This window comes from Aeoliella fuhlenseeensis (genome assembly GCF_052161615.1).
Taxonomy (GTDB): domain Bacteria; phylum Planctomycetota; class Planctomycetia; order Pirellulales; family Lacipirellulaceae; genus Aeoliella.
In genome coordinates, this window is the sequence record NZ_CP197417.1 from 677,182 (window position 1) to 703,309 (window position 26,128).

The 26,128-nt window shown below is 61.2% G+C and carries 20 protein-coding genes; 8 read left to right on the forward strand and 12 right to left on the reverse strand.

Annotation, left to right across the window (positions count from 1 at the left end):
* Positions 1-60: 60 nt before the first annotated feature.
* Entirely contained in the window at positions 61-1,470 is a 1,410-nt protein-coding gene (locus SH292x_RS02730) for a DUF1501 domain-containing protein (protein ID WP_442484047.1), read from the reverse strand.
* Between the two features lie 201 nt (positions 1,471-1,671).
* On the reverse strand, positions 1,672-4,275 hold the full coding sequence (locus tag SH292x_RS02735; protein WP_442484048.1) for a PSD1 and planctomycete cytochrome C domain-containing protein: 2,604 nt from the start codon (positions 4,273-4,275) through the stop codon (positions 1,672-1,674).
* A 226-nt stretch (positions 4,276-4,501) separates the two neighbouring features.
* Here SH292x_RS02735 and SH292x_RS02740 point away from each other — a divergent pair, with 226 nt between their 5' ends.
* Positions 4,502-4,879: a VOC family protein gene (locus SH292x_RS02740; protein WP_442484049.1), complete on the forward strand. Its 378-nt coding sequence runs from the start codon at positions 4,502-4,504 to the stop codon at positions 4,877-4,879.
* Between the two features lie 222 nt (positions 4,880-5,101).
* On the opposite strand, the gene SH292x_RS02745 is transcribed toward SH292x_RS02740, so the two are convergent.
* The 3 genes from SH292x_RS02745 to SH292x_RS02755 all read right to left on the reverse strand — a co-directional run bounded on the left by SH292x_RS02745 (position 5,102) and on the right by SH292x_RS02755 (position 8,982).
* On the reverse strand, positions 5,102-6,025 hold the full coding sequence (locus tag SH292x_RS02745) for a DNA integrity scanning protein DisA nucleotide-binding domain protein (protein ID WP_442484050.1): 924 nt from the start codon (positions 6,023-6,025) through the stop codon (positions 5,102-5,104).
* Between the two features lie 223 nt (positions 6,026-6,248).
* Positions 6,249-7,970, reverse strand: coding sequence for a hypothetical protein (locus SH292x_RS02750; RefSeq protein WP_442484051.1), 1,722 nt, complete (start codon positions 7,968-7,970; stop codon positions 6,249-6,251).
* A 331-nt stretch (positions 7,971-8,301) separates the two neighbouring features.
* Complete coding sequence (locus SH292x_RS02755) at positions 8,302-8,982, reverse strand: HEAT repeat domain-containing protein (RefSeq protein ID WP_442484052.1); 681 nt, start codon at positions 8,980-8,982, stop codon at positions 8,302-8,304.
* 178 nt (positions 8,983-9,160) lie between these two features.
* Between SH292x_RS02755 and SH292x_RS02760 the strand changes: the two genes are divergently transcribed.
* A complete protein-coding gene (locus tag SH292x_RS02760; protein ID WP_442484053.1) occupies positions 9,161-9,364 on the forward strand; it encodes a hypothetical protein in 204 nt (67 codons plus the stop codon).
* A 401-nt stretch (positions 9,365-9,765) separates the two neighbouring features.
* On the opposite strand, the gene SH292x_RS02765 is transcribed toward SH292x_RS02760, so the two are convergent.
* Complete coding sequence (locus tag SH292x_RS02765; RefSeq protein ID WP_442484054.1) at positions 9,766-10,137, reverse strand: hypothetical protein; 372 nt, start codon at positions 10,135-10,137, stop codon at positions 9,766-9,768.
* A gap of 1,571 nt (positions 10,138-11,708) precedes the next feature.
* On the opposite strand from SH292x_RS02765, the gene SH292x_RS02770 reads away from it, so the two are divergent.
* Positions 11,709-14,324, forward strand: coding sequence for a hypothetical protein (locus SH292x_RS02770; protein ID WP_442484055.1), 2,616 nt, complete (start codon positions 11,709-11,711; stop codon positions 14,322-14,324).
* A gap of 214 nt (positions 14,325-14,538) precedes the next feature.
* Complete coding sequence (locus SH292x_RS02775) at positions 14,539-15,465, forward strand: ATP-binding cassette domain-containing protein (protein WP_442484056.1); 927 nt, start codon at positions 14,539-14,541, stop codon at positions 15,463-15,465.
* Positions 15,466-15,635: 170 nt separating this feature from the next.
* Here the strand turns inward: SH292x_RS02775 and SH292x_RS02780 are convergent, their stop codons facing one another.
* A complete protein-coding gene (locus SH292x_RS02780) occupies positions 15,636-16,235 on the reverse strand; it encodes a hypothetical protein (protein ID WP_442484057.1) in 600 nt (199 codons plus the stop codon).
* A gap of 160 nt (positions 16,236-16,395) precedes the next feature.
* Between SH292x_RS02780 and SH292x_RS02785 the strand changes: the two genes are divergently transcribed.
* On the forward strand, positions 16,396-16,746 hold the full coding sequence (locus SH292x_RS02785; protein ID WP_442484058.1) for a hypothetical protein: 351 nt from the start codon (positions 16,396-16,398) through the stop codon (positions 16,744-16,746).
* 18 nt (positions 16,747-16,764) lie between these two features.
* Here SH292x_RS02785 and trpA read toward each other — a convergent pair whose 3' ends face one another.
* From trpA to trpB, 4 genes are all read right to left on the reverse strand, one after another.
* Positions 16,765-17,562 carry a tryptophan synthase subunit alpha gene (gene trpA, locus SH292x_RS02790; RefSeq protein WP_442484059.1) on the reverse strand — a complete coding sequence of 266 codons (798 nt, stop codon included), beginning with the start codon at positions 17,560-17,562 and terminating at the stop codon, positions 16,765-16,767.
* 162 nt (positions 17,563-17,724) lie between these two features.
* Positions 17,725-19,107: a hypothetical protein gene (locus SH292x_RS02795; RefSeq protein ID WP_442484060.1), complete on the reverse strand. Its 1,383-nt coding sequence runs from the start codon at positions 19,105-19,107 to the stop codon at positions 17,725-17,727.
* Positions 19,108-19,265: 158 nt separating this feature from the next.
* A complete protein-coding gene (locus SH292x_RS02800; protein WP_442484061.1) occupies positions 19,266-19,772 on the reverse strand; it encodes a YegJ family protein in 507 nt (168 codons plus the stop codon).
* A gap of 118 nt (positions 19,773-19,890) precedes the next feature.
* Positions 19,891-21,105: a tryptophan synthase subunit beta gene (gene trpB, locus SH292x_RS02805; RefSeq protein WP_442484062.1), complete on the reverse strand. Its 1,215-nt coding sequence runs from the start codon at positions 21,103-21,105 to the stop codon at positions 19,891-19,893.
* A 1,063-nt stretch (positions 21,106-22,168) separates the two neighbouring features.
* On the opposite strand from trpB, the gene mutM reads away from it, so the two are divergent.
* Together mutM and SH292x_RS02815 are read left to right on the forward strand one after the other, a co-directional pair.
* Entirely contained in the window at positions 22,169-23,008 is an 840-nt protein-coding gene (gene mutM, locus SH292x_RS02810; RefSeq protein ID WP_442484063.1) for a bifunctional DNA-formamidopyrimidine glycosylase/DNA-(apurinic or apyrimidinic site) lyase, read from the forward strand.
* Positions 23,009-23,261: 253 nt separating this feature from the next.
* The gene (locus SH292x_RS02815) at positions 23,262-24,299 is read left to right on the forward strand and encodes a DUF3500 domain-containing protein (protein ID WP_442484064.1); all 1,038 of its coding nucleotides are present in this window, start codon (positions 23,262-23,264) and stop codon (positions 24,297-24,299) included.
* Positions 24,300-24,441: 142 nt separating this feature from the next.
* Here SH292x_RS02815 and SH292x_RS02820 read toward each other — a convergent pair whose 3' ends face one another.
* Positions 24,442-25,131, reverse strand: coding sequence for an NAD(P)H-hydrate epimerase (locus SH292x_RS02820; protein ID WP_442484065.1), 690 nt, complete (start codon positions 25,129-25,131; stop codon positions 24,442-24,444).
* A gap of 75 nt (positions 25,132-25,206) precedes the next feature.
* Here SH292x_RS02820 and SH292x_RS02825 point away from each other — a divergent pair, with 75 nt between their 5' ends.
* Positions 25,207-26,091, forward strand: coding sequence for an NAD(P)H-hydrate dehydratase (locus SH292x_RS02825; protein ID WP_442484066.1), 885 nt, complete (start codon positions 25,207-25,209; stop codon positions 26,089-26,091).
* Positions 26,092-26,128: the final 37 nt, after the last annotated feature.

A 26,128-nucleotide genomic window follows, 5' to 3' on the forward strand; every position in this document is an offset into this window, starting at 1 on the left:
CAAGAGTCCGGGTTACCTTGGAGATGCCCGAACTCTTGCGAGTCCGGCTACGAGAACATCCTACCCCAATAGCTCTTTCACCACCGTCCCATGCACGTCGGTCAGCCTAAAGTCTCTCCCCGCGTAGCGGTACGTTAGCCGCTCGTGGTCGAAGCCGAGGCAGTGCAGCATCGTGGCGTGTAGGTCGTGGACGTGCACCGGGTTCTCTTCGGCGCGGAAGCCGAACTCGTCGGTGCTGCCGTAAACTTGACCGCCGCGGATGCCGCCGCCGGCCATCCATACGGTGAAACCATGATGGTTGTGATCCCGGCCATTCATCTTGCCGGCGTTCGAACCTTCTTTGGGGAGTTCGACCACCGGCGTGCGGCCGAACTCGCCGCCCCACAGCACGAGCGTATCTTCGAGCAGGCCTCGCTGCTTGAGATCGGTGAGCAGCGCCCCGATCGCTTGATCCGATTCGTTCGCCAGGTTGCGATGCCCCACCGCGATGTCGTCGTGATGGTCCCACGGTTGGCCATCGCCGTGCCACACTTGGACGAACCGCACGCCACGCTCCACCAGCCGTCGCGCGACCAGCATCTGCCGAGCTTGCAGTCCTTCGCCATACATGTCGAGAATGTGCTGTGGCTCGCGGGCGACGTCGAAGGCGTCGGTCGCTTCGATTTGCATCCGATAAGCCAGTTCGAACGAACGCATCTGCTGCTCAAGCTGCGTGTCGCCCGGCCGCGCCTCGGCGTGGGCGGTGTTCATCGAAGCCAAGAGATCGAGTTGCTCCGACTGGTCGCCGAGCGCGACCCGCTTGTTCTTGATGTTGTCGATCAGTTGATCGACTTGTTGCTGCTTGGTGTTGACGTAGGTCGCTTGAAACACGCCCGGCAGGAAGCCGGCTTGCCAGTTCTGCGATTCCTGAATCGGATAACCGGGGCAGAGCGACACGAACGCCGGCAGGTTGGCGTTCATGCTTCCCAGGCCATACGTGACCCACGAACCCACGCTGGGGCGAATCAGCCGGCCGTCGCCACAATTCATGAGCAGCAGCGATGGCTCGTGGTTCGGCACATCGGCGTGCATCGACCGCACCACGGCGATGTCGTCGATGCACCGCGCGACATGCGGGAAGAGCTCGCTGACCTCGATGCCACTCTGTCCGTACTTCTTGAACTTGAACGGCGAAGGCAATGCGCCGCCGGTCGGACGCTCGGTGCCAGGGTTCGAGTACGGCAGGGGCTTTCCCGCGTACTTCTCCAGGATTGGCTTGGGGTCGAACGTGTCGACGTGCGACGGACCACCGTTCATGAACAAGTGAATGACATGCTTCGCGCGCCCCGCGAAGTGAGGCGTCCGCATCGCAAACGGATCGGTCGCCCCGCGTGCCGCCTCGGCAAGCATCCCACCGGCCATCAAACTCCCCATCCCCATGCCCGCTCGGGCAAAGAACTCGCGTCGCGATACGGTCGGCATGGGATTCATGATTTATAGCTCTAGGAATTAGTCGCGGATGAACGCGGATCGAGCGGATCGGACGCGGATTAAACGAAGGGAGAGATCAATCTCAACTACATTTGCGAATGAAGTGATTGCTTACAGGAATTTCGGAGGGGGTCGTTTCATATCAACTTGTTATCCGCGTCCATCTGCCAGAATCTGCGAATATCCGCGACGAATTCTTCCTTAGTCGACGTACAAAAACTCATTGCTCATCAGCAGTGCTTGCGCGAACTGGGCCCAAAGCTGCATTGGCTCGCCCGTCGGACCGCGGAAGCCCTGCGTTGTGTGCCACACCCGGCGTTCGGTCGCGGTGGTCAGCGTGATCGTTGCTTGCCAGTTGTAGCTGTCGAAACCATCGTTCTCGCGGCAGCTCACCACGAAGTCGATGTGCTCGCCCGGCTCGACATCGCCAACACGCGCATTGGTGGGAAGCTGTCCGTGCTCGACCACCCAACTCTCAAGCACTCCGCGGCGCGAGCTGACGAGCATCGCTTCGATGCCATCCCCTTGACTCTCGGGGCGATCAGCCAGGCCCTCGACGATCAATTGGCCCGCACTCGGCGCTGTCCATCGGCGTATTGAAGCGTGCTCGCGGCTACGGCCCGGATGACCACCCGTTGCCGTCAGCGATACGTAACCCATCGCGTCGTCGGCGGGGAAGCTCGTTGACTGCCAGCGATTCTCGGTGAACATCGGCAGTGGCGAGAATTGCACCGTTCCCTCCACGAGCCCACCGTACCCAAAGTTCCACTCGTCGCCCGCCAGCTTCTCGGCCTCGCCCCGCGAGACAAACTGCCGCGCGAGCTCGAGTTCCCTGGGTGTCGGTGCTCGGCCGAGGATCTTGCGATAAAGCTCCGTCACTCGAGTGTCGGTATCCGCCGACGCCAGCGATCCCACCAGCGACCCCGCAATCTCGGCGACCATCGGGCTGTTCATCAGGAACAGCGCCTGCTGCGGCACCAGTGTTTGCGGCCGCTCGGCGACGTGCTCGTCGGGGCTGGCAAAGTCGAACGTGCGGAAAAGATTCGGCAGGTTCTGGCGATCGATGTGGGCGTAAAGCGTCCGCCGCGTACCGCCGTCTTCGCCGGCGATATTCTGCGATGCCCCACCGACCTGCGTGTCGAGTTTGCCCGCCGACGCCAGCAAGCGATCACGTAGCGACTCGAAATCAAGCCGCCGCCGATTCATCCGGCCCCACAGCGCGTTTTCGGGATCGGCGGCGAGTTGCTCGGCGGTCGTGGTGCTTGATTGCCGATAAGTGCTGCTCGTGACGAGCTCACGGACCAGCCACTTCAGCGACCAACCGTTCTCGGCGAACTCGATGGCGAGCAAATCGAGCACGTCTTGTTGCAGTGGCGCTTCGCATCGCAGCCCAAAGTCGCTCGGCGTGCCGACCAACTGCTCGCCGAGCAGATGCCCCCACACGCGGTTCACGTACACTCGCGCCGTCAGCGGATTGTCGGGATGCACGATCGCCTCGGCCAGCTCCAGCCGCCCGCTCCCTTGGGTGACTTTGGGCGCGAAGCTCGTGAAGAAGGTCGGAAAACCCCGTTCGACGACATCGCCACGATTGTGCTCCGAGCCGCGGATGAACACCTGCACGTTCTCGGGCGCGTCTTTGTCGACCAACCTCGGCGGGTTCGTCTCGTCCTGCTCCTCGCGCGAACTCTGCAGAATTCCATACGCGGCGTAGTAGTCTTCGTCGCTCACAGGGTCGTACTTATGATCGTGGCAACGCGCGCACGCCACGGTCAGCCCCATCAACCCACGGAACACCACGTCAATGCGATCGGCGGCGATGTCGTGCGGATTGTTGATGAACCGCCGGCCCAAGGTCACGAAGCCCTGCGCCGCCAAGTGATGTTTGTCGGCGTCCTCCGTCACCATGCGATCGGCCGCGAGCTGGTACTTAATGAATGCGTCGACCGGCATGTCGTCGTTGATCGCCGTGATGACCCAGTCGCGATACTTGTAGGCATTGGGGTAGTTGCGGTCTTCGGTGAAGACGTAGCCTTTGGTGTCCGAGTACCGGGCTAGGTCCAACCAGTGCCGAGCCCAGCGCTCGCCAAACTGTGGCGAACTGAGCAAGCGGTCCACAAGCTTTTCGTACGCCACGGGGTCGCTGTCGGATTTGAACGCTTCGATCTCCTCCATCGTCGGCGCGAGGCCCACGAGGTCGAAGTACAAACGCCGAATGAGTACCTCGCGCGATGCTTCGTCCGTCGGCGTAAGATCCTTCGATTGCAATCGCGCCGCAATCAGGCGATCGAAGTTCTTCGCGCTCCAGCCCGTGGGATCCTCGGCAACCTCGGGCCGCACTGGCTTTTGAAACGCCCAGTGCTCTGCCGCACGGTCGGCGATGGTCGATACCTCGGCAGCCTCGCCATCACGCGGGTCGGGCGCACCGCGAGCGATCCACTCGCGGAACGCGGTGATCACTTCGTCCGATAGCTTGCCATCGGGTGGCATTTGCAGCGCGGCGTCGTGGTACTCGATCGCCCGCATCAACCGACTGGCAGCGGGATCGCCGGGCACAATCACCGGTCCAGAACTTCCACCGCGGGCAACCCCTGCGCGATTGTCGAGCGACAACTCTCCTTCGGTGGTCCCCGCCGCGGACGAGTGGCAAGCGTAGCAAGACTCGACCAGCACGGGCCGAATGCGATTCTCGAAGTGCTCGATGCCCGCTGCGTCGAACTCCTCGGCGTTGAGTTCTTGGGCCAGCGCGAACCGCGAACCCGGCATCAACGTGCACAGGGCCAACACAAGCACAAATGGCCGTCGCATGGTAAGTCCGTGGCAGGTGGGGGTGGGAGTATCTCTGCTGCCGGTGGGACTCGTAATTCTATCGGTCGCGAGCAGGGGGTGCAAACTCGAAGGCCTGCGGCTATGTGCCAAAGTTCGCAGTTTTTAGGCGTTGAGTCCGCAGTTCCCACCAAAACGTGACCCGGTCGGCGGGGTCAAGGAAGATCCAAGGCACCTCGCTACTAGGACCCCAATTAAGGCCATTGCCATGAAACCCAATCCCGTCGGCTGGTTTGAGATCTACGTCCAAGACATGCCCCGCGCCAGGGCGTTCTACGAGCGGGTGCTTGGCACCAAGCTCGAGCCTCTGCCGACCCCCACGCCCGAAATCGAGATGCTCATCTTCCCGATGGACGCCACTTCCTACGGCGCACCGGGTGCGCTCGCCAAGATGGAGGGGATGACCGCGGGGGGCAACAGCGTGATGGTCTACTTCAGCTGCGACGACTGCGCTGTCGAAGGTGGCCGCATCGCCGAAGCAGGCGGGCACCTGATCAAAGAGAAGTTCTCGGTCGGCCAGTACGGCTTCATCGTCATCGCCTCGGACAGCGAAGGCAACGTCTTCGGCTTGCACTCGCAGGCGTAAACGAACTCAGTGCAACTCAAACATAGCCCCGACCAAGCCTGGTCGGGGTCGGAGAAGACGCGCCCTACGTAACGTCTCGTGTGAGCCGGGTCGTCCCCGCCCCCGGAAGCTTCAACTGTAGGAGGGCTCTCTGATCCCGAGACTCGACTTTGAAGATCGGACTCGGAGAGTCCTCCCACAAAACACATGCTCGACGTTGGAGACCCCTCCCACAAACCCGCCTTACGCAGGGCTATCCGTATCAAACGCCTTCCACTTCATGGCGCGACGAAAGGGTTCGATGCGTAGCTTCACCTCCCCGTTCTGGAAGACCCGCACCGTGCCATTCGATTCGCTGATCGCGATCGCAATAGCCGACGTGGCCTTGGTGATCTCCGCGGCGGCCCAATGACGCGCGCCCATTCCTTTGGGCAAGCTCAGTTCGGGGACGTTCGGTGCACTGATCAACTGCGCGGACGCGATGACCGTCGCGTCGGCCGACACGATGAACGCCCCGTCCATCTGGGCGATCTCTTTCACCCCTTCGCGAACCTTCACGTCCATCAGCTGACGCTCGGCCTTGCTGTAACCCTTCACCGGATCAAAGCCCATCGGGTGGCAGTAGCTCATCGTCTTGCGATGGTCGCCCACAACAAACAACGAACCCACCGGCTTACCTTCGCGACCCTCGCGGCCAATCTCCACGGCAAGGTCGACCACCAGCTTGATGGTCTCCACCGGTATCTTGGTCTTGAGTTGACGCAGGTCGCGGACGGTCAGGCGACCCAGGTGCTCGTCGAGCTTGATCAGGCTCAGCGAGTCAATCACCCCCGCCTCGAAGCCGCTATAAACCGCGACGATCGTTGCCCCCTCGGCGAAGTACTCCATCGCCACCCCTTCGAGCAGCGCCTGGGTCAGTCGCTCGTAAACGGGCGTCTCGTCCGACATGTTCAGCAGAATGGTCGGGTAGTTCGACTCCGAAGCCCCCTCGAGCGACGAAGGCATGCCACCGGCGACCACCAGCTTGGCACCTGGCATTGCCTTCTCAAGCTGCTTGAAATCGGTCGGGCGTTCGAGCAACAACAGCACGGCGTCGGCCTTACGCGCCGTTTGAAGGCCAAGGGACAGCTCGCAAAACGCCTGAAACTGATCGCTGAATTTCGCCATTCACCTACACCGAGTCGCGAGCCTGACCGTACGAACAGATCCACCAGCACCCGCGAAGAACCCGCGGCGCTGGACCCTCGCTAAGTGTAGCTTATGGACGGATAGGCGACAATTCAGGCACGATTCGCACGTCAGGCCCGCTCTCTGTTTCCTGACAGGAAACCACACAAGCGGTGCGAGGGCTCTCCGAGCCCGATGAACCGACGACCAGCGCCGCCACACGCTACCGTCGCTGCTGCTGCCCATTCGGCCGCCGCGCGGAGTTCGTGTTCTGCTGCCCCGCGTTGCCCGCCGTTTGCTCCGGCTGATCGTGCGGTTGGAACACCCGCTCGTCGTACAGCGCCAGCGCGTGCAGGGCGTGGCACAGCGGCCCAATCTCCCACTCTTCGGTCGACTCGCTATACAGCAGGTTCGTCAGGTAGTTCGTCGCGCTCACGATGCGGTTCGATGTGAGCTGCTCGTCGCGAACCTGGTACATCATCCACTCCAGCTGATGCCCTGTGGTCCGGCACCGGCGACCGATGTCCTTCTCCTTGCCAGGACCTTGGAACCACGACGTGCTGAAGCTGCCGTCCGAGTTCTGCATCCGATAACAGTACTGCTCGTACTGCGCTGTGAACTGCTTGGCCCGCAGCCACACGCCATCGATCGGTTCGCCGCGCGCTTCGCGCTTGCGGACCGCCAAGCTCAGGCCTGCCAATCGGTGAGTACCGCCGCACGCCGCGCCGCGGATGGGTTGCTTCAGTTCCTCTTCAATCAGCCGCTCGATGCTCCACTGCTCGCCGCGATCGTTCACCCATTGGGTGTCCGATGGCAAGTAATGCATCAGGCCGATGAGCTTGAAGGTCAGCTCGGTGTTGGGGTACGCCGTCTCCTGCTCGCTCACGATCAAGTCTTCGATCGTGAACTCTTTGTCGTCGACGCGAATCGGATAGGTCCGCTCGACGTTGCACTGGGCAAGCATCGCCAGGAACTGGCCCATGTGCCCCTGCAAGCCGACGCCGTACTGCGCGCGAATCTTGCCTTCGTCGTTCAGCCGCATCAACTGCTTGTTCTTGCACGGGTTGTTGTAGCACAACCAACCAATCGCGGTGACCGGCTCGCCGCTGGGGCCGCCCGAGCGAATGCGGCTATGTAGCTCGTATGCCAGCATGCCGTGCATCACTTCCCACGCGTCGTTGTCGCGACTGTTGAGTGGCTTGCGGTAGTAGTACGCCAGCACCTTGCGCATCTTGTTGCGCAGGAAGATCTGATTGCGAGTCAGCGGACGCAAAGGCTTCGCCGGCGCAACGTCCTCGACTACTTGTTCCGTCGTGGTTCTCGGAGCTGGCTCCGCGGTCGCTTCCGATTGTGTCTTCGCGGGGGCACGCTCCAGCACCGGCGTTTCCACCACTCGCGCCATCGGCGCTTGCGGTTCGCTCACCACCGGGCCTTTCCCGCTCGCAGCCTTCCCGCTCGGTCGCCACTCCGGCGTGAACGCCTCGGGCGCTGATGGTGGTTGCTCACTCGGCGACGCTTCGACGGTGGTTGCAGCCGGCGGCGATGTAAGCGGATCCGAGGTACTGGTTGTTGCCGGCGTTGCCTTCACCGGGGCGTTGGTCGGCGCCACCAAGCTTGGCATCGTCAGCAGCGCGGGGCCGGTGGGCTCTTCGACCTCCTTCGACGGCTGAGGCTGCTTGGCGATCGGCAAGCGAACCTTCGCCGGCTGCTTGAGATCGAGCCCATGCACCGCGCGGAGCGACTCGACGGGCAGCGGAATGTCCGCGCTCTCTTCCAGCGGATCGACGGCCACCGTCTGCTCCACACGTGGATCGTGCGTCGCCGACAGGCTCACCGAGACGAAGCTTGAGCCCGCGAACAGAGCTGCCAGCGCGGCGATGCCGAGTCGCTGGCGCTGATTCTGGTCGGTGCGTGGAATCAGCGTTGTTGGTAGATAAAACCGCACCGCTCCCCCCCAAATCGCAAACAGTTCGTGTCAAGCACGCCATCCCCGCCAGTGCTAGCAATCGCATGGCGAGGGCAGCCCGCGGGCCTAACGGAACAACCCTAGGACACTCTATCGGGAGTTCAGGGGGACGAACTCAAACGTTACGGAACTTAACACTTCCGTAAAATTCTTCGGGAAAAAGTGGCCTAGTTACGTAAGCCATAAGGGGGCTGTGGAATCGCAGAAAGCGCAATCGAATTGTGGGAGAGCCACTAGCCGTTTTGGCGCTAGCCACGGTTGCTTCGAGATAACCGTGGCTAGCGCCAAAACGGCTAATCACCTCGGGGCATCACTTAAACGGATTCAAACCACCAATCCGCTCCGCAACCGAGATCTCTCGCTCCGTCGGATTCGGATTCTCGCCGCGTGCGTATTGTAACCACGCCGAGACATCGCCACCCAGGTCCTTGCCGCTAATCGCCTTCATGCTATTAACGCCAGCAAACTGCATCGCGGGGTCGCGATCTTCCATGGCTATCGCCAGTGCCGCGTAAGCATCGGGCGAGTTGATCTCTCCAAGTGCATTCACTGCGGCGATGCGAACTTCGAGTTTCTGTTCGGTGTTGATGGTCTTCGCTAGCACCGGCACCGCGGCAGGGTCTTTGCGACGGCCCAGTGCCAGGCAGCAATGCCGGCGGACCTGCATGTCCTCGTCCGACAATCCTGCTTCGAGCACCTGCGATGCCAGCGGCGTCTTGAAGTCCGACAGCGTGTCGACAATTGCCACCCGCACTAGTGGATCGGGCTCGACCTGAATCTGCCGGGCAAGCTGATTGGCGATTTCGCGCTGGTCGGGCGAGTCGGCACCGGTAGCCTTCGAACGCATGTCGCGAACCGCGTCCATACGCATCTCGGCCGTCCGAAAGGTGGTTCGCTCGGGCCGCTGCAGCATTCGCAGCGGCCAAGGAGTGGTCGTACAACCGGCACCCAACATAAGTGCCGCCAGTAGCAGCGAAATTCGAAGATTCATGCTAAACTGGAGTGACAAGGAAAAGGCAGTCGACAAGGCATACGGATAGCCCCGGCCAGCGCGCAAGGCTACCGGGCCGCGAACCATAGCAGAGCTTGCCGAGCGTCGCCACAGCGTTTTTGTTCGCCGACATTCCTTGCTAGCATCCCCCGCACCGCATTCTTCTCTTGCCAGCACCATGTCGCACGAAACCCGCCACGCCCAGCTCATCACCTGGCTCGAAAACCAAGGCCACACCCCCGCAGAGATCGACAAGATCCTCGCTCGCGTCGGCGACTACGACGCCCAAACCGTCCACGAGTCGATCTTCGACTCCATCGACACCGGCGCCTTCGACATCCAAAGCATCATCGCCGAAGCACTAGGCGACGAAGAGAAGTAGAAGCTGGATGCGGGAAGTAGGCCGGGTCAAGCTCCGCGCCGACCCGGCGCTTCACGCTTTGCCCTGCCATCACACCTCTGCCTAGTGTCACGTCAATCCTAGCGGCAGGGCGCAAGCCCTCCGGCCGCCACTTCCTCACGTGTTCTATTCCTTAGGGTGTCGGTGTCGCTTGCGACAAGAGGCGACCGACTGGCAATTTAAGGTAGGCCGTATCAAGCTCCGCGCCGATACGGCGCTTACGGGTTTGTCCTGCCAGTCAACCTCCGCCTCGATTGTCTGCATCGCTTGCGACAACAGGCGAGCGACTGGCAAGTCCATGACGTGATAGCTGTAGGCACGCCGTGAATCGCCGGATCGGCGCTCCGCTTGATCCGGCCTACGGTCATTCGTCATTCACCACCTCACCCTTGATCCATAAAGTGCCCACACGAGGGGCACTTCGCGTACCACATCGGCACCGATGTGTTGCAGAAGCTGCAGCGGACGTTGTGACGGATGACGCTCGAACCGAGCATGCTACCACTCGAACTGGGGTCGGCGTCGTGCGGCACGTCGTCGAAAATCGACGAGCTACCCGTGTCGACCGCGTGCGCTGCGCGATGCTCGTCGGTCACGGCTTGGCGATACGCCTTGGCGAGCGCGTCGGAACTTTCGAGATCCGGAACCTGCACCACGACCTGCTCGGTGCAGTGGGGACACAGACCCCGCTTGCCCGCGTACTTGTCCTTCACCTTGAACGTGTGCCCATGCGGACAACGTACCTGAATGCCCATGCCCAGCACTCCTTCCACCGCCCAGCCGCGCGTGGTCTATGCCGACAGTCCCCCGCCACCGGCCAGCCGCCGACAGTCCTGTAAGAAAGAAAAGATCTCTACCGCCAGCATATCGCACCCGCCACACGCACGCAATAAAAACCGTAGTGCCACCCGATCTGGGGGTAAAGCTGAAGCTTCTACATCTTGTCCCCTCTCCCCCGATTCGTTCGCGCGCCGTACTGCCAACTGTCTTCCATCTACCCACGAACGAATTGGGGGAGAGGGCTAGGGTGAGGGGGCCAGCCCTTCGCAGTACGCTCTCCCTCGCCGCGAACATCGCGTGGGAAAATCAACCCAGCCGCGGAGCGGCGAAAGCGCATAGCCCGGGGCGCGAGCCCCGGGACCAATCGCCCCACACACCAAAAGCCGCGGAGCGGCGACAGCGAAATCACCATCCTACCCTCGTTCCCACGCTCCCGCGTGGGAACGCGTGGAAGGCCGCTCCGGGGCCCTTCCGCACAACGGCCGCAGAGCGGCCAAGCATGCATTCCCACGCAGAGCGTGGGAACGAGGTGGGGCAACTTTTCCCACATTCTCCCCAGAATTCCCGGTCCGAAAACTATTTTCGAGAAAATGTACGTTTGTCCAAAAAGGGACTAGAAAGTACTCGCGCCTGTGGTAGGTTGATGACTGTACATATAAGTAGGCCGGATCAAGCGGAGCGCCGATCCGGCAAAGGACGCTGAGAAGAAAGGAGAAACAAAGCCATTTAAAACACGCACACGCCATCCATTTCCTAGCCACGAAGTGGCGCGCTTCGATAGCCCAGGACGAAGTCCTGGGAACTCGTCCATAACCCCGCGATAGTCCCAACGGGACGCGCTACCGGCGCGCAAACGTTAAACGGTAGCGCGCTCTTTCAGAGCTGACAATCACCATCTCATCACTCTACCCAGGGCTCCGCCCTGGGCTATCAAAGCCGCGCTCCTTCGGAGCTAACCGCTTGCGCCTTGGCGTCTCTGCGCCTTTGCGTGAGACAAGAACCAACTTAAACCCGAGTAGCAAACGGCGACATCGCGAGCGGCAACAACTGCAACACGCGATGCGCCGGGTCGGCGCGGAGCTTGACCCGGCCTACTAGTCACATGGACCGTTCACTCGCAAACTCAGCCCCCACCCCAGCCCTCCCCGAGACGTCGTTGCGATTCGCACTATTTCGAATGGTGAAGCACCGCGCGCAACGACTTGGGGGAGGGAGCAAGAAGCGAGTAATGTCGCACCTGCGGTGAACCCTGCGACTTTACTCTTTTCAGTCCCGAGAGCAAGCAATGAATTCGACCGAGAAAACACGATGTTTTTTGAAGCCCGCGACTTCGCGCCGAAAGAATAAAGTCGCACCCAATGAAATAATCGCCGATCTGCGACATTAAATGGGTGTGGAAAGCGAATGCACTATCGTGAATCACCACGGCCCTTACGCTCACCCGCTCGCCTTGATGTTGAGCGAGCTTGGCGCATTGCGTTCGATGCGCGGAGCCGCCATGCTAGTCCTATATTATTACTCGTAGTCCCTCCCTTATTCCGCCGCCATGTCTTCGAAGTCGCTCTTATCGAACCTCGCGAACACTCGCTCGCTTCGCAGCGTGCTGTGGCTGTTGATGCTTGCGCTCATGCTCGGCACCTCCGGGTGCGGTGGATGCCGAAGCGAGACGCCGCAGGAACGCCAGGCAAGGCTCGATCTCGAAGCCGAGGACCTTCGCAAACGAGAAGAAGAACGCCGCCGTCAGGAAGAGGAGAAACGCAAAAAGCAACCATTCGTCGTCGAGGCCCCCATTTCGCTCCCCAGCGACACGGACGTGAAAGTGTCGCGCGTGAAGCGGGGGCACTGGATGAACGTGTCGCAGCTCATGAAATCCAACTACGAGGACTGGGCGGGCGAGACCCTGCTACAGGTGCTCGACAAGTCGGGCCGCCCTGTGCCGATCGAAGAGACGCCGTTCACGCTCAGCAGCTCGCGCCCCGTCCAACTGGCCAAGGGCCGCCCTCGGCAAGTGGAGAACGTGTTCCTCGTACCGAGTTCGCAGGACTCCGCCAGCGTGCGTTGCACGCTTCGCGAGCGGAACTATGGCGCCGTGGTGGGTGGCATTCCACAAGGAGCCGGCTTGTCGATGATGGACTCTTACCAGTACTTCTTCGTCGTCCTGGCGAAGGAACCGAATCGCTACAACTTCCTCAAGACGCTCAACGGCGTGCAGGTTCCGCAGGACGACGAGTACTTCGGTGGCGAAGACGCCGTGCATTACCAAGTGCTGCTGCCGGACATTTCGAAGCAGGTGCCGCTCCCCGACAACCCGATGTGCTGGACCACCGTTGCCTACATACTATGGGACGAGGTCGACCCCGCGCTGCTCGACCGCGAGCGCCGCGAGGCGCTGATCGACTGGTTGCACTGGGGCGGGCAGATCGTGATCAACGGGCCGGACTCGCTGAAGCTGCTGGAGAACAGCTTTCTCTCGCCGTACCTACCTGGAACCGACGCTGGTGTCGTCGACATTACCGAAGACGACGTGCAGCCAATGGCTCGCTACTGGACCGACAAAACTCGCCCGCAAGACTCGGCGAAGGAGCCCAAGCAACTGCACGTCACCCGCGACTGGTCAGGCATCGAGCTTGATCTCGCCGAGGGAGTCGACACGTCCACAGGACTTGCCGCTTCGACCGGTGGTCTGCTCGTCGAACGACAAGTCGGTCGTGGGCGTATTGTCGTTTCGCGGATGCAACTTGCCGAGCGCGATCTACTGACTTGGTCGCCGCACTACGACGACCTGTTCAACGCCGGCATCATGCGACGTTTGCCGCGCGAGTGGAGTGCGGGTGCTGGCTATGGCGGGGGCGTGGGAGCATTGCACGGCGAGTGGGCCGGCAACGAAGGGCACATGCGCGACGCCCAGTTTGTCACGCACCTGAGGCTCTTCTCCCGCGACGCCCATAAGGACCCGAACGCCACGAACTACCGCATCACGAAGCGTGTCGAGCAGCAATACGACCAGTTCGGCAATCCCATCGGACCTTATGATCCGACGGCGATGGAAGACCTCGACCCGCAGCCTCCCGTGGTGCTCGGCGGCATTGGTTCGTGGAACGACTTCAACGCCACGAGCAACGCCGCACGCGAGTCGCTTCGCGAAGCCGCCGGCGTGCAGATCCCCGACGCGTCGTTCGTGGTGACTTGCCTTGCCGTTTATTTGGTGGTGCTCGTGCCGATCAATTGGTTTTTCTTCAAAGCCCTGGGCCGCGTGGAGTACGCGTGGATCGCCGCCCCCATCATCGCCATCATTGGCACGGCGGTGGTGGTGCATCAGGCGCAGCTCGACATTGGCTTCGCACGTGCACAAACCGAGATCGCGCTATTAGAGGTGCAGGGCAAGTACCCGCGAGCCCACCTTTCCCGTTACACGGCGCTCTACACATCGCTTTCGAGCAGCTACGACATGCGTTTCGACGACCCAACGGCCGTCGCTGCTCCGTTCCCGAACAGTCCGCAGGGTGACTTCCGCCTGCTCATCGGTCAGTCACGCGACAACGTCGAACTGCATCAAGCGAAAGAGACGAGCCTCGCCGGCTTGCAAGTCTCGAGCTCGACGACCGATATGATCCACAGCGAGCAGATGATCGCCCTCGACGGCGCGCTAGTGCTCGATCAAAGTAGCCCGACGATGCAGGTGCTGAATCAATCGCAGTTTCAGCTCGCCGACGTTGCGGTGGTTCGCTGCGAGAAGGACGCGAAGGGCACCCCGCGGCTTCTCGGGTGCTGGATCGGCGACCTGGAGCCACGCATCGCCAAGTCGCTCAGCTTCACCCCCGTCGGCGAAAAGGTGTTCGGCGATGAGCGGGCGAAGCAGACTACGGGCGACGAGAAGCGACTGAATCTCGAACCGATGTTCCGCCTGGCGCTCGACCCCGCGCACATGGAAGCGGGCGAGATTCGCCTCGTCGGCCGCGTCGACAAAGTGCTGCCTGGCGTCGAAGTAACACCCTCCGCCGCCCAGCTCCGCGGCGCCACGCTGGTCGTCGCCCACCTGGCCTACGCCCCCCTCACCGAACCCACGCCCGACGTGAACAGCCCGCGAGATTTCGCGATCCGATCGGCGGGGGAAAACTTGGAGTATTTGGACCCGGAAGAATTGGAGGGGATGGAAGAGTGAGGTTTACATTCGAGAAGCAGCTCGCTCCTGTCATCCTGAGGGAGCCTCAGCCCTTATGTCATCCTGAGGGAGCCCTAGCGACTGAAGGATCTCGCCTGCCATCAAATCGTAAGTTTCCTACCATCGCAACGTAGATCCTTCAGTCGCCTAGGCTCGTTCAGGATGACACCCGTTCGGTTCCCACTAACCTACTAACCTACTAACCCAAATACGCATGATCTCCATACGCAACTTCCGCAAGACCTACGGCGACTTCGTGGCGGTCGAGAATTTGGATCTCGACATCGCGGCGGGGGAGATGTTTGGGTTCATCGGGCCGAACGGCGCCGGGAAGAGCACCACCATTCGCTTCCTCGCCACGCTCTTGAAAGCGACGCACGGCGAGGCGACCGTCAACGGGCACAGCGTGACCAAGGAGCCGCTCAAGGTAAGGCAGAGCGTCGGCTACATGCCGGACAACTTTGGCGTGTACGACGGGATGAAGGTGTGGGAATTCCTCGACTTCTTCGCCGTCGCGTACCAGATTCCCAAGGCACGCCGCAAAGCGGTAATTGGCGACGTGCTGGAGCTGCTGGACCTGACGCACAAGCGCGACGACTACGTGAATGGCCTTTCGCGGGGCATGAAGCAACGGCTCTGCCTCGCCAAGACCCTGGTGCACGACCCGCCGGTGCTGATTCTCGACGAACCATCGAGTGGCCTCGATCCTCGTGCTCGGCTGGAGGTCAAAGCGCTGCTTAAAGAACTCCGGCGGATGGGGAAGACCATTTTGATCTCCAGCCACATCCTGACGGAGCTCGCCGACTGCTGCACGTCGATTGGCATCATCGAGCGGGGGCAGTTGCTACTGCACGGGCCGATCGACAAGGTCTATCGCAAGATTCAAAGCAACCGCCACATCGACATCCGCTTCGCCGGCGACATCGAGCGCGGCGTGAGTCTCATTCGCAGCGATCCGAATGTTCGCAGTGTGCAGGTCAACAGTCGCAACTGCTTGGTCGAGATGAGCGGCGAAGACGCCGATGTGAGCCGCCTGATGCGATCGCTGGCGAGCTCGGACGTGGGGCTCATCTCGTTCGCCGACAAAGAACCTACGCTCGAGGACGTGTTTATGATGGTGACGAAAGGCTTGGTGACCTAGGCGTTTTTAGCCACGGATTCACACGGATGAAACACAGATAAGAAAAAGACGAATGACGAAATACCCAACGACGAATGCCGATCGTTTGCTTCCTCATTTGGGTATTAGGTCATTCGTCTGTATTGTTCTTATCCGTGTTCGATCCGTGCCCATCCGTGGCTAAATAATACTCACTCAAACAGAATCGGCCCCGGGACACCGTCGTCTTCTTCCCACGTTTTGCGAATCTCTTGCAGGCCGTAGGTGCAGATGTCGAAGCAGTCGCTGAGCCTTTGGAGAACTTCGGAGGTGGTTTGTTCGCGCTCCACGGGAATGGTACTCGCGATCAGGTAGTTACGTTTGCCTTGGTCGCGATAGTCGAGCAGACGATCCTTGCCGCCGGTTTGCTGCATGCGATCGGCGATTTCGGGATAGAGGCCCGTCCAGAACAACGTGAAGTCACCGATATGACGATGCAACTGACGCTTGGCGGGACCTTGGCGATGCGACGCTTCCTCGAGCATGTCGGCCACCTGCGTGAGCCTCGCACCTCGCGGGCCGCGAATCGCGTAGACCTCTTCGCTGCGGAGAAAGCGGGTGAGGAGCTCGGAGATGTAGTCGACCATCGGAGGGTCCGCGACCCCGAGGCGAGTGTGGAAAACGTACTCCGTCACGCCGGCAAAAAACCGACGGACCTGCTCACCGCGCCGTTGCTCTTGCATGTCGAAGGCCTCCAAACGATAGCCAGTGAACTTGCGGTCGCAAGCCCAGTTCGCCTGTGGACATACCATTCGCCAAGCGATCCTTTACCACAAGATCGCCCGCTACATCAATAGTAGTTGCGAGTGGTGGGGAAGGTCAAATATTTGGGGGGAAGATCGTGGCCGTGGTTGTGTTACCATCGGGCACCGAACTAGCCGCCCGTCCAGATTGGTTTCGGAGAACGAACGCATGAAAAATCCTTACGAAGGTAGTCAAGCGATTGCAGAAGAAGCACGCGTTCCCTTGACGTCGTTCCAGCGATTTCGCCGACAGGTGCTGCGAGGCGCGACCTTCGGTGCGGTCGCGCTCGGGGGGCTAATCCTGATAATACTACTCTTAACGCAGGGGGCGCCGGAACGAAGCAACGCCCACGAACTTCTGCTAAAGCTGCGAGCGTGGTCGGATAAGTATGCCTTCGGAGTATCACCACTAATCGTGGCACCCTTACTCTATGCCGTGATTGGTGCTCCGTTTGGGGCAGTACTAGGTGCCGTGTATCACGTTATCGCTCAGCTGGCGCGACTCGTGCTTCGACGTTAGCATTACGCGTGCGCGCCGTTAGAACGCCGCGAGCAGCTCTTCGACATAGTCGCCGACTTCTTTGAGCACTTCCTCACGCGGACGTTCGGCGGCGGTGGCGACTCGGCGGACGATTGCGGAGCCGACGATCAGGCCATCGGCCACGGGGGCGAGGAGCTTGACATGCTCGGGGGCGCTGATGCCGAAGCCGATGCAGATGGGGAGTGGCGTCTCGCTGCGGAGCCAGCTCACGTTCTCGACAATGTCCGGCGGGAGCTCGGTGCGCTCGCCCGTGATGCCGGTGACCGAGACGTAGTACACAAAGCCGCTCGACGTTTCGCAGATGTGGAGCGCTCGCTCACGTGGGGTCGTAGGAGTAATGAGCTGGATGAGCGACAATCCTCGCTCGCGGCAGATCGCGGACAGTTGGGCGGACTCCTCCACCGGAAGGTCGGGCACGATCAAACCATCCACTCCCGCGCGGCGTGCGTCGTCGCAGTATTGGGCGAGCCCGTGGCGATAGACAATCGCGTAGCTGACCATCGTGACCACCGGCGCGGTGAGCTTGGGTGTGGTTGCCGCGAGCATGTCGAGGATCGCCGCGAGCTTTACTTTCTTACCAAGAGCCCGCGTGTACGACGCCTGGATCACGGGACCATCGGCGATGGGGTCGCTGTAGGGAATGCCGACCTCGCAAAGGTGCGCGCCGCGACCAACGATTTCCTTCAGCACCGCCGAGGTGAACTCGACGTCGGGATCGCCCGCGGTGACGAACGGCATCAACGCCTTGCGGTTCTCGGAGCGGAGTTTCGTGAAGAGTTCGTCGATAGCCGGCATGATGATGGAACGCGAAGGCGCAGGGAGGCGGAGAAACGGAGTCGGTTAGCGAGGTCGCTCTCAGTATCGTATCAGGTCGCTAGAGGTCCGAAAATCCTGGGCAATTTCGCCGAGAATGTTCGCGTCGTCTTCCCTGCGTCGCTTTCGTAGGCGATGTGTTCGCTACTCCGCCCCAAGCTCCACGCGGCAGCTTGCGGCCATGGTGGGGTCGGGGCGGGTGGCGAGCGATTCTAGGATGTCGGCGGCCGAGCGGTTGGGGGTGATGGTTTGAGGCTTGCCGTTGAGGTTGACTTCGACGGGTTTGTCGAGATCCAGCAAGTCATCGGAAAGCAGTAGAACCACCTTGGTGCCCGTGAGAGGCTGGGGGTTGCTATCGCGCTCGCCGATGTGCGTAGGATGGCCTTCGTCGAACTCTTCGGAAAGCTGCTCGGCGGTGACTTCGATCTTGCCGGCTTTTCGATCGGCGGTGGCGACGATGCGGTTGCGACCCGTGCGATCGGTGTCATCGAGGCCGATCCAGTAGAAGCGGTCGCGGCGATGTTTGTCGAGCGGTTGGTCTATCCAGACGATCTTCTCGGGAAACGGTTTGCGAGTGTGCTCGGCAATCCAACCCGGGCCGGGGCGGTAGTCGACGCCGTGGCCACGGCCTTCCTGGACGTTGATCGAATGCTCGTAGCCATCGGGATCGGCTTCGTGCAGTTTGTCGAGTTCCTCATGAAACTCGACGGCCAGCTTGCGGCGATCGAACATGTTGTCCTCGGCACCAACGTCGGAACGATAGGCCACGTTACGAAGGTTCGCCGGCGGGTTGCCAAGTCCGACGCCCGAGGCCATAGCGCTCGCGCCGGCGAAACGATCGCCCATGAACGGCGCGAGGATGTCGGTGCCGTAACCCCCTTCGGAGATGCCGAGCAGGTAGACGCGGTTGGGATCGACCCCCCAGTGGGCGATGGCGTGGTCGATCACTTGGTCGAACGCTAGTTGATTGTGGTAGTGCCACCAGCGACCGAGGCGGTCGTCGGCCATACGAGGAATCCAGTAGATGCCCTCGGACGGATAGGCAAGTAGCGACAGGTGCAACTGCGCTTCCATCTCCTTCGTGTTGATCGGCGACGAGTGCGGTCCATCGGCGTCGCCAAACTGGCCTCCGCCATGGAGACAAAGAAACAGTGGCCTTCCTGCTTTGGGAGCTTTCTTCTCTTCGCGCCGAATCACGGCGAAGGGCATGTTGTGTTCGCCGAGCGTTAGCACCCCCGAGGTGATATCGATTCGGCCACCCTTCTCCGATTCGGCCACCGTCTTGGGGAGCGGGCCGAGGGGCGACTCGTCATCGGTTTCCTCAATCAGGTTCCACAGCTGCTGGGTGACTTGCTTGGCGTCGGCTTTCGAAAGCTGGTCGGGGAGTCCAAGCGTGTCGATCGCGGGGCGCTGGTCGGCGGGGGTGGCGAGCCACGACTTGACGCTGTCGAGCTGCTCGGGAGTCAGCGCCGCGAAGGTGGGCGATGTAGCGAAGAGGAAGAGAATTAGTAAGGCGATGCGGGGCATATTAGGTAACCTTCCAGTTCGTGCCAAGCGAAATTCGCCTGGCATTTAAGTTACCCTAAGAGGCCCGTCGAGGTTTCAAGAAAATGAGCCGCGGCGCAAGATAATTCTCGACGAATTGCGGGAGAAAGTACGTAACCTGGGAGCGTGCGCGAGACGTATCAGTCTTCGATGAACTCCATGCCGCCGGGCATGGCGGCCCGTTCTTCGGGAGTGGCTTTTTCCATTAAGACTCGGAGGGTGTAGGCCCCGGCCATTTTTCCTCCGTCGAGATACATCCAGTCGGAGATTTCGCTCTTTGGCACCCTGAGCTCATCGCCGATCTTCACGTTTTTCAAATCGAGCGGCTCGTTGTTCAATACACCAACGAACTCGTCCCCTTCCAAACGCACTGGCGATAGCCACATATGCTCGCCTTTCGGGCCATCTTCGACGAGCAGCTTGATAGAGAATCCATCCTGCTGAGGAGTGGGATTCTCCATTGCGGTCACGAACTTATCGACCGAGTCGCGAGCTTTCTCGATGGCCGCGGTCATGTCGGCGTCGTCTTCCTCCACGTCAACCACTGGTAGGCCGCCAGAAGTGCGCGGCGGGGACGCGGCTTTCTTCTCACAACCCGGGACGAGCGAGATGGAAAGAATCATGACGAAGATGGCTTGAAGTCGCATCGCATCCCCCCTTAGCTTGATGGGTCGTAGGTCTGTATTGCCGTGGCGGAAGCTTCCAGCTTGCGGTTCTTGGTTCACGGCGAAGAGGCAAGCACGTGGGCTAGCTCGCCGAACTTCGTTAACCGAAGTCGACGCCCTTCAGTCTTGCGATCTCCATCGCGTCCTTGTCGCCGCGGCCGCTGAGGCAGACCACGATTACCTCGTCGGACTTGCGGGTCTTGGCGATCTCCATCGCTTTCGCGACCGCATGCGATGATTCCAAAGCGGGCATGATGCCTTCGTTCGCCGCGCAGGCGTCGAAGGCTTTCATCGCGTCGGTGTCGTTGCAGCTGGTGTACTTGGCACGCATGGTGTCTTTCCAGTAGCTGTGCTCGGGGCCGACGCCGGGGTAGTCGAGGCCGGCGCTCATCGAGTGGACGTCGCACGTTTGGCCATCGTCGTCCTGCATCACGTAGCTGTACGAGCCGTGCAGCACGCCGGGTTGGCCGAAGGTGAGGGGCGAGGCGTGGTCGCCGGGCTTGTTGCTTCGTCCACCGGCTTCGACGCCGACGAGTTCGACATCAGTGTGTTCGACGAACGGATAGAACATGCCCGCGGCGTTCGAGCCACCACCGACGCACGCCACGACCGTGTCGGGTAGGCGGCCGAGTCGCTCGCGGCACTGCTCGATGGTCTCGCGGCCGATGACCGATTGGAAGTCACGGACGATCTGCGGGAAGGGATGCGGGCCGACCACCGAGCCGAGGATGTAATGGGTGTCATCGACCGTGCTCATCCAGTCGCGCATCGCTTCGTTGATCGCGTCGCGCAAGGTGCGCGAACCACTGGTCACGGGACGGACTTCCGCGCCGAGCAGCTTCATCGAAAAGACGTTGGGCTTTTGGCGACGGATGTCTTCCTCGCCCATGTAGACGACGCAGGGCAGTCCGAAGTGGGCGCATGCCGTGGCGGTGGCGACGCCATGCTGGCCGGCACCGGTTTCGGCGATGACGCGGGTCTTGCCCATCCGCATCGTGAGCAGGCACTGGCCGATGGTGTTGTTGATCTTGTGGGCGCCGGTGTGATTGACGTCCTCGCGCTTGAAGTAAATCTGCGCGCCGCCGCACTGGTCGCTCAACCGCTTGGCGTGGTACAGCGGGCTGGGGCGTCCGACGAAATCGCGGAGCAGCAGCGACAGTTCGTCCTGGAACGCCTTGTCGGCCTTCGCCTTCTCGTACTCGGCGGCGAGTTGGTCGAGGGCCTTGATCAGCGTTTCGGGGACGTACCGGCCGCCAAACTGACCAAAACGGCCAGCGGAATCGGGGACAGCGGGAGTAGCGGTAGAAGTGCTCATATTCGTGGGGTTCCTTGGGACCCTTCATTGTCCGTTGCGGGGGGCGGCGGTTCAAGGGCGGCGGGGAGTGGGAGTGGGAGGGGGCTTGGGGCTGGAGGCTCGGGGCTGGGGCATGGCGGGATGGAATCGCGAGGGTGAGTGCGGTTTATTAATGGTAGTGCCCGACTCGCCTATCGCCGAATGAGTGCCTTGACCGAAGAGCCGCCCACCGTCGTTGAAGAGACGCCAGCCGAGCCGCGGGGTTCGCTGCGCGAGCGGTGGGTGCCGTTGGGGTTGGTGCTGGCGTCTTGTGTGTTCAATTTTGAGGTCTGCCACCAGATCGTCCTCCAATCGTTATCTGTGTATGTCGTTCAGTGCCTGTATGGGGCGATCATGGCACAGTACTTTCTCTGCGGATTGTGGGGAGCCTTGGCAGCGAGGCCCTTAAAATCGCGAGTGCCCACGGCATTTGCTGTCGTCATGCTTTTGGTGTTCTCCCAGATGCGCGGCTCCGTCTACATGTGGTCCGGCTCATTGCTTTTATGTGCCACCTATTTTCTGGCTCTTACTTACCTTAGAAGGGTCCGAGGCTTAGTCCTCTCCGCTAGAAGTCCGAGTGGTACGGTTCAGCAGGATGAGGAACTCACCCGCTTTGATCTTCGCTACCTCTTCACCTGGACGACCGTCATTGCAGTGCTTGCAGCGATGGGAGGTATGAATACTTGGTATTCCTCGCGTGATGGCATGTTGAGCTGGTTTGTTGTCTGGATGACTTTTGCCATTCCCGTTCTCCCAGGTTGCATGGCAGCAATCCTAATTCTCAAATCGGCGCCTCGACCGTTAACCATGTACGTGTACTTGGTGCTTTCCTTCCCACTTGCGATAATTGCATACTCATTGACGTGTGATTGGATCCGCTACATACACTCATCCAATTCGACATTTGAGCTTACGACGTCTGGGGCACATACGCTTTGGTGCGGTGCCTTTGTTCTTGGTGCGTTATTGGCGAGTTCGGCGTACAGTGTTGCGTTACGTCTTGCCGGCTACCGTCTCTATACCCTAACCCCTAACCCCCTCCTCCATGCCCGAACTTCCTGAAGTCGAAACAATGCGTCGCGGGCTCTTGCCTGTGTTGGGTCGGCGCGTCGTGGATGCCGAGAAGTTGGCGTGTCCTCGCAAGCCGATTCGCATTCTGCCGCGGATTGATCGGCTGCGTGCGCGGATGGTGGGGGAGACGGTTACCGAGCTTGGGCGTGTTGGCAAACGCGTGGTCGTGGTGCTGTCGAGCGGCGATCGGTTGGTGATCGAGCCGCGGATGACCGGTTTGGTGCTGCTTGCCGATTCGCCGGACCCGTTGTACTTGCGGCTAAGAGTTCAAATGGCGGGGCGAGGGCCCGAGGCGTTTTACTACTGGGACCGTCGCGGGCTGGGGGGCGTTCGGCTGTTCTCCGAGGCCGAGTTTGCGGAGGAGTACAGTGCCGCGAAGATCGGTCCCGACGCCCTGGTGATGACCGCCGACCTTTACCGGACGCGACTGTGTGCGAGCAAGCGGGCAATCAAAGTGGCGCTCTTGGATCAAAAAATCGTTGCCGGCATTGGCAACTTGTACGCCGCCGAAATGTTGTGGCTTGCCGGCATTCATCCCGAGAAACGGTGCGACCGCGTCACGCGGAAAGAATGGCAGCGACTCGCCGACGCCGGGATCGAAGTGCTCGAAGAGGCGGTTCGGCACGAAGGCTCCACGCTGGGCGACGGGACGTACCGCAACGCGCTCAACCAAGATGGCGGCTACCAGAACCTGCACCGCGTCTACGGCCGCGCGGGCGAAGCGTGCCCGCGGTGCGGCGAGGGGATTCTGCGCATCGTGCAAGCACAGCGGTCGACGTTTTACTGCCGGGGGTGTCAGCGGAAGTCGTCGTAGAAGATCGCCACGAAGAGGCACGAGAAGCCACGAATAGGAATAAGAACTTACAGCTGCTACCACGCGTTGCTTGAACAAGTAGAGCAGGCAGCTGGATCGAGTCCATTCTTTTCGTTCTTCGTGTCTCTTCCTCCTTTTCGTGGCCATTCCTGATCCGCAGGTAACGGAATAAATTCCGTTGTACGTTGTGGCAGCGGATTTATCCCGGCTCTACAATGAGGGCGTCCCACCTTCCTTTCTCTAGGAGCCAGCGATGTTTCCGTTGAACCAGGCGAGTTCGAGTCGGCGTGAATTCTTGAACAATGCAGGTAAGCTGGCCGTGGGGGCGGGGGTGGCGTCGATGTTGCCGGGGGTTCGTTTGCTGGCGAGCGAGCCGGCGAAGAAGATCGTGACGCCCGAGCTAATGACCAAGGTGCTGTACGATTCGTTGTCGCCAGGGCAGCGCGAGGCGGTTTGTTTTGCGTGGGACCATGAAGATGGTCGCGGGCTGCTCCGCACGCATGTGTCGGCGAACTGGGACATCACCGACAAGTTCGTGGCGAGCGATTTCTTCACGAATGACCAGCGCGAGATGGTGCGGCTCATCTTCGAAGGGATCGTGCAGCCGGAGTGGCACGAGCGGATTTACAAGCAACTGAAAGACGACTCGGGCGGATTCGGCAAGCAGAACAGCTTTGCGATTTTTGGCGAGCCGGGTTCCGACAAGTGCGAGTTTGTGCTCACCGGTCGGCACATGACGCTGCGGGCCGATGGCAACACGACGCCGCACGTGGCGTTCGGCGGGCCGATCTTCTATGGCCACGCGGCCGAGACGTTCGACGAAAGCCCCAAGCATCGTGGCAACGTGTTCTGGCCACAAGCCGAGGCTGCGAACAAGCTCTACCAAATGCTCGATGGCGAACAGCAAGAAGCGGCGCTGGTGCTGAACCCGAACATGCCGGCCGAGGACGACGTATACTTCGAGGGCGACGCGGTCAAGGAGTTCCAGGGCATCCCAGTGGGCCAGCTTTCGAGCGATCAACAAGAGCACATGCAGGTGGTGCTGAAGAAACTTATCGAGCCCTACCGCACCGACGATCAGAACGAAGTGCTCAAGTGCCTCGAAAAGCACGGCGGCCTCAACGCGTGCCACCTGGCGTTTTACCAGGAGGGTGACCTGGGTAACGACAAAGTGTGGGACAACTGGCGGCTAGAAGGCCCCGCGTTCGTCTGGCACTTCCGCGGCGCGCCGCACGTGCACTGCTGGGTACACGTGGCAGATAGTCCCGAGGTGGAACTCAACGCGGGATAGCGACTTGAGTTCCCTCCCCCCGACCAATAGAGTTCCCTCTCCTCGTCCCGGGTGAGGGACGGGGAGAGGGAACGTGGCGCCCCGCTCAGCTGTGATACTTGAGAAGCCTGTTGAGTCGGTCCGACGACGCGTAGGTCGTCGGCTATTGGGGGATTTCTTCTAGCAACTTCCTTGGGATCCCGATGTCGATCACTTCGACTTCTCCCAAGTACGCTTGCGCCGAGGGATTTGCGTAGCCGACTTTCGTGGTGACGAACGTCGCGGTGACATTCGCGCGAACGGTAGTCGCTGATGCGATGCCCGTGTCGCAGTCGAGGCCGCTGGGGACGTCGATGGCGAGGCGCTTCGCGGGTTCGGCGTTCATCCATTCGATGATCGAGTCGTACGGCGGGCGGGGATCGTCGGTGGCGCCGGTGCCGAGTAGGCAGTCGACGAGCCAGTCGCAACCTTGGCACGCGTGATCGAGTGCGTCCGGCAATGCGGCTGAACCCCCTTCGTCGGCGAGTGGAATAATCATCGAGCCAGACTTCCGGAGGATTTGAAAGTTCGCGGCCGCGTCGCCGGTGAGTTCCTCGGGGCGCGGCACGAGTATTACGCGGGCTTCGTACCCGCGAATCTCCAGATGCCGCGCGATGACAAATCCGTCGCCGCCGTTGTTGCCTTTGCCGCAGAGGATGGCGACGGGGCCGGCGATGCCGCGGCGCTCTAGGAGATCCACGCACCCACGCCCGGCGTTTTCCATGAGCACCAGACCCGACATGCCGTACTGGTTGATAGCAATGCGATCGACTTCGCGCGATTGCTGGCGGGTGAGGGCGATGCGGTCTTCCATACGTGTGTTATCGCGCAGGGCAGGGGCATCCGCAACCGCCTGTGGAGGCCGCGAAGTTCTGCTACAATCCGCCCTATGAAAGACACGGTAAAAGATCTATCGAAGCAAGCGGTGCCGAGACTCGAACCTCGCGATCAGCAAGGGCATAAGGGCAATTATGGCCGAGTGCTGCTGGTGGGTGGCTCGCGTGGGATGGCTGGGAGCATCTCACTGTCGGGCATGGCGGCGCTGCGCTCGGGCGCGGGGCTGGTGACCATTGCGACGCCGCGGTGCGTGCAGTCGACCGTGGCGAGTTTCTCGCCCGCCTACATGACGGTGGGCCTGGCGGACGACGACGATCGGCTCGATACGCACGCGATGGATCCGTTGATGGAGCTGGTCAAGGAAGCCGACGTGATTGCAATTGGTCCGGGGCTGGGCCGTTCGCCGGCGATCGTATCCATCGTCGAGCAACTTTACACGCAGGTTGCGAAGCCAATGGTGGTGGACGCCGACGCGCTCAACGCACTGGCGAAGCTGCCCGAGGCGCTCGCCACGCCGCGCGGCCCACGCGTCCTCACTCCGCACCCAGGTGAGTTTGCGCGGTTGACGGGGGACAAACTCGGCGCGCGTCCTTCCACGCGAACGAAGGGAGCACTGGCACTTGCGCTGCGTGACAAGTCGCACCAGACAATTGTGGTGCTCAAGGGATCGGGCACCGTCGTGGCGAACCACAAGCAGCACGCCACCAACGCGACCGGCAACCCCGGCATGGGAACCGGCGGAGCGGGGGACGTGCTCACCGGCGTGATCGCGGCACTGCTGGCGCAAGGTCTCGACGCTTGGCAATCCGCACGTCTCGGCGTGCACGTGCATGGACTGGCCGGCGACCACGCGGCGGAGAAGCTCGGACAGGTTTCGCTGATTGCGACGGATATTGTCGACTACTTGCCGTCGGCGTTTCGGGAGTTGGGGGAGTAGTGCATCGGACCGAGGCTCATGGTCCGACGACACGTAG

Bases quoted from the DNA above. Each gene is read 5' to 3' on its own strand.
- SH292x_RS02730 (WP_442484047.1), bottom strand. From the start codon at position 1,470: ATGAATCCCATGCCGACCGTATCGCGACGCGAGTTCTTTGCCCGAGCG.
- SH292x_RS02735 (WP_442484048.1), bottom strand. From the start codon at position 4,275: ATGCGACGGCCATTTGTGCTTGTGTTGGCCCTGTGCACGTTGATGCCG.
- SH292x_RS02740 (WP_442484049.1), top strand. From the start codon at position 4,502: ATGAAACCCAATCCCGTCGGCTGGTTTGAGATCTACGTCCAAGACATG.
- SH292x_RS02745 (WP_442484050.1), bottom strand. From the start codon at position 6,025: ATGGCGAAATTCAGCGATCAGTTTCAGGCGTTTTGCGAGCTGTCCCTT.
- SH292x_RS02755 (WP_442484052.1), bottom strand. From the start codon at position 8,982: ATGAATCTTCGAATTTCGCTGCTACTGGCGGCACTTATGTTGGGTGCC.
- SH292x_RS02760 (WP_442484053.1), top strand. From the start codon at position 9,161: ATGTCGCACGAAACCCGCCACGCCCAGCTCATCACCTGGCTCGAAAAC.
- SH292x_RS02765 (WP_442484054.1), bottom strand. From the start codon at position 10,137: ATGGGCATTCAGGTACGTTGTCCGCATGGGCACACGTTCAAGGTGAAG.
- SH292x_RS02770 (WP_442484055.1), top strand. From the start codon at position 11,709: ATGTCTTCGAAGTCGCTCTTATCGAACCTCGCGAACACTCGCTCGCTT.
- SH292x_RS02775 (WP_442484056.1), top strand. From the start codon at position 14,539: ATGATCTCCATACGCAACTTCCGCAAGACCTACGGCGACTTCGTGGCG.
- SH292x_RS02780 (WP_442484057.1), bottom strand. From the start codon at position 16,235: ATGGTATGTCCACAGGCGAACTGGGCTTGCGACCGCAAGTTCACTGGC.
- SH292x_RS02785 (WP_442484058.1), top strand. From the start codon at position 16,396: ATGAAAAATCCTTACGAAGGTAGTCAAGCGATTGCAGAAGAAGCACGC.
- trpA (WP_442484059.1), bottom strand. From the start codon at position 17,562: ATGCCGGCTATCGACGAACTCTTCACGAAACTCCGCTCCGAGAACCGC.
- SH292x_RS02795 (WP_442484060.1), bottom strand. From the start codon at position 19,107: ATGCCCCGCATCGCCTTACTAATTCTCTTCCTCTTCGCTACATCGCCC.
- SH292x_RS02800 (WP_442484061.1), bottom strand. From the start codon at position 19,772: ATGCGACTTCAAGCCATCTTCGTCATGATTCTTTCCATCTCGCTCGTC.
- trpB (WP_442484062.1), bottom strand. From the start codon at position 21,105: ATGAGCACTTCTACCGCTACTCCCGCTGTCCCCGATTCCGCTGGCCGT.
- mutM (WP_442484063.1), top strand. From the start codon at position 22,169: ATGCCCGAACTTCCTGAAGTCGAAACAATGCGTCGCGGGCTCTTGCCT.
- SH292x_RS02815 (WP_442484064.1), top strand. From the start codon at position 23,262: ATGTTTCCGTTGAACCAGGCGAGTTCGAGTCGGCGTGAATTCTTGAAC.
- SH292x_RS02820 (WP_442484065.1), bottom strand. From the start codon at position 25,131: ATGGAAGACCGCATCGCCCTCACCCGCCAGCAATCGCGCGAAGTCGAT.
- SH292x_RS02825 (WP_442484066.1), top strand. From the start codon at position 25,207: ATGAAAGACACGGTAAAAGATCTATCGAAGCAAGCGGTGCCGAGACTC.